2 protein-coding genes are annotated in these 2,656 nt (G+C 44.5%); both read right to left on the bottom strand.

Translation table 11 applies throughout. The annotated features are described in order from the left end of the window. Positions 1-138: 138 nt before the first annotated feature. The gene (gene istB / locus H7U22_RS22715) at positions 139-885 is read right to left on the bottom strand and encodes an IS21-like element helper ATPase IstB (protein WP_187073627.1); all 747 of its coding nucleotides are present in this window, start codon (positions 883-885) and stop codon (positions 139-141) included. Positions 886-904: 19 nt separating this feature from the next. After that, positions 905-2,428, bottom strand: a complete 1,524-nt coding sequence (gene istA, locus H7U22_RS22710) for an IS21 family transposase (protein ID WP_248284844.1) — start codon at positions 2,426-2,428, stop codon at positions 905-907. Between the last annotated feature and the right edge of the window lie 228 nt (positions 2,429-2,656).

Raw genomic sequence — 2,656 nt, 5'->3', positions numbered from 1 at the left:
TGCATATACCAATAAATTTGACCCCCTTTCGCCAATTTTAAATTGACCCCCAGAGTTGTTGCTTGAAAAAAGCAGAAGTTGTTGTGGAAAAAGGCTTTTTAGAATCGATCTTTTAAGTCCTGTTTAACAACTGTTATTTTACAAAAATACGTTTTCAATCTTAGAGTTTCTCCTTCTCATAGATTCACCAAATAATTCAACCCTTAACGAGTGATGAACTATTCGATCGAGTATTGCATCGGCAATGGTTTTCTCACCAATTATATCATACCATTCTTTCACCGGTATCTGTGAGGTAACTATCGTCGAACGCTTCTGGTGTCTGTCCTCGATGATATCCAGTAAAGTAACCCTTGACTGTGGGTCAAAGGGCTGGAGACCAAAATCGTCAAGAATAAGAAGATCAACCCTTTCAATCTTTTTCAGTTCTGCAAGAATGGTACCTTTAGCCTTTGCCAGCTTTAGCTGCCCCATAAGCTTAGCCGTATTAACATACAGAACCTTGTATCCATTCTGACAGGCCTGATATCCAAGGGCGGTGGCAAGGTAGCTTTTTCCGGTACCGGTGGAACCGGTTATGAAAAGATCCTTGTGCTCCTTAATGAAATCCAGGGCTGCAAGCCTGTGTACCTGGTTCCTGTCAAGCCCACGTTCAATGGAGTAATCAATATGTTCAAGAGATGCCTTATACCGGAATACAGCAGCCCTAATTGTTCTTTCAACCGAACGGTTGCGCCTGTCGTCCCACTCGCTGGCAACCAGTACGGATATAAACTGATCAGTGGTCAGCGATTCCTTTACCGAGGATTCCAGATTGGTCCTGAATGCATCGTACATCCCAAACAGCCTTAGCTGTTTCATTTTCTCTAATGTTTCATTGTTCATTTCTAATTGCTTTTTATTGTTACTGGTAATATTCCTTGCCCCTGATGTTTCCATGCTCAGGGATATCTATTGTCTGTTCTTCTACAGATAGCTGATCAAGCTGCTTTTGCAGTATCTCCTCGATTATACGGTAGTTGTACTGGCCAAGATTATTTGCCCAACGGCAGGCATTCCTTAGCCGGACCGTTCCAACACGACGCGCAAAGTTCAGTATGCCCGAACAGGATTTATGGGCCTGCTCGGGATATCTCTTATGCTCAAGCACCTTCGATATGTAATGAGCAACGTCACTATGGATCTCTTCAGCCTGCTGAATAAAGTTCTCAGGCGTCCATTCTGATACGTACCGGTGCTGTGGTGCCAGATGGTCCTGTTGGGTAGTATAATGGTGCTTTGTCCGCACTCTTGAATGAAAAGCTATCATGGTATAGTTGTAATAGACTTTTACTGAGCCGGAAGTGTACAGCAACTTTACTTTTTTACCAACATAGTTATAGGGAACACTGTAGTAGTGGACATCTTCGCCCAGCCGTACATGCCCGTTTCTCATAACGGTGACCATCACCTGCCTGTGCAACTCATACCGAACCGGGTTAAGTGCGGCAAGGGCCTCGCGTTCGATTTCCTCAAACTGTTCCCTGCGTGAATAGCTTCTGCCCGAAAAGTGTTTGTTGTTATGGATTTCGAGCAGAGGGGCGATTGCTGCATTAAGTTGCTCCAGGGTTTGAAAGCGACGATCGTCCAACTTATTATAAATACTCCGGTAGATAAGCTTGACAGCTCCTTCTACCAGCGACTTGTCACGTGGCTTGTAGGCACGTGCGGGAATAACAGTTGTGGCATAATGTTCCGCAAATGCGGCAAACTCATCGTTCAGCACAGCCTCATACCTGCTTCCCCTTGTTACAGCAGAGCGAAGATTGTCGGGGACGATCGCTTCCGGTACCCCTGCGAAATAGCGAAGGGCATTTTCACAGGCAGTGATGAGGTCCTCCTTTTTCTGGGAGGCCACAGCCTCAACATAGGTGAGCTGGCTACAGCCAAGAATCGCCACGAATACCTCTACGTCCTGCCTGATATTATCATTCCCGATAACAAATAGCTTTTTGCCGGCAAAGTCGATATACATTTTATCACCAGCTTTATGTTCTATATGCATTACCGATCTGGAGAGCTGCAGGTATACCATTATGGCATTATTAAAGTGAGAGCGTCCATAACCATCGGAATGCTTTTTTATATATTCCTCATGCAGGTGTTCCCTTGTAACACCTTTTCTCTTTAACCTTTTACAGTAATCGGGTAATAGTCCCTGAAGGATCTGCATACGGGGCGCACTGGAGATCCTGGCCACAGGTGTGGTAAAAATGACGGCCAGTTCGCTATCGCTCTTGGCATTAAACTCTTCATAGCTAATGCCAAGCGTCTGCCAGATGCGAATATACTTTTTAATGGTATTGCGTGAGGTTGACACCATTGCATGGATGCGCTTGGTCCCGGTTCCCTGACTGTATAGACGGATGATCTGTCTGAGTTTATTCATTTTGATAGGCTTATTGGACATTGTAATCAACAGTTTTTGTTCGGCTAAAAGCTAAACAAAAACATATTCCTATAGACCATTTAGCACAAACGAATCTGCAATTTCAAGGGGGTCAATTTGGATTGGCGCAAAGGGGTCTTTTTCCTTTGGCGAACCTTATCAAATTAACTCGGCTAAGGGGAACTTTTTAGATTGGCGAAGAGGGGTCAATTTGAAGCGGTTTATCCA

The organism is Pedobacter fastidiosus (assembly GCF_014306625.1).
GTDB classification, from domain to species: Bacteria; Bacteroidota; Bacteroidia; order Sphingobacteriales; family Sphingobacteriaceae; genus Pedobacter; species Pedobacter fastidiosus.
Note: the sequence above shows the minus strand (reverse complement) of the source record. Positions and strands in the feature narration are given on the sequence as shown.

Excerpts from the sequence above, each read along its gene's own strand:
- istA (WP_248284844.1), bottom strand. The coding sequence starts at position 2,428 with ATGAATAAACTCAGACAGATCATCCGTCTATACAGTCAGGGAACCGGG.
- istB (WP_187073627.1), bottom strand. The coding sequence starts at position 885 with ATGAACAATGAAACATTAGAGAAAATGAAACAGCTAAGGCTGTTTGGG.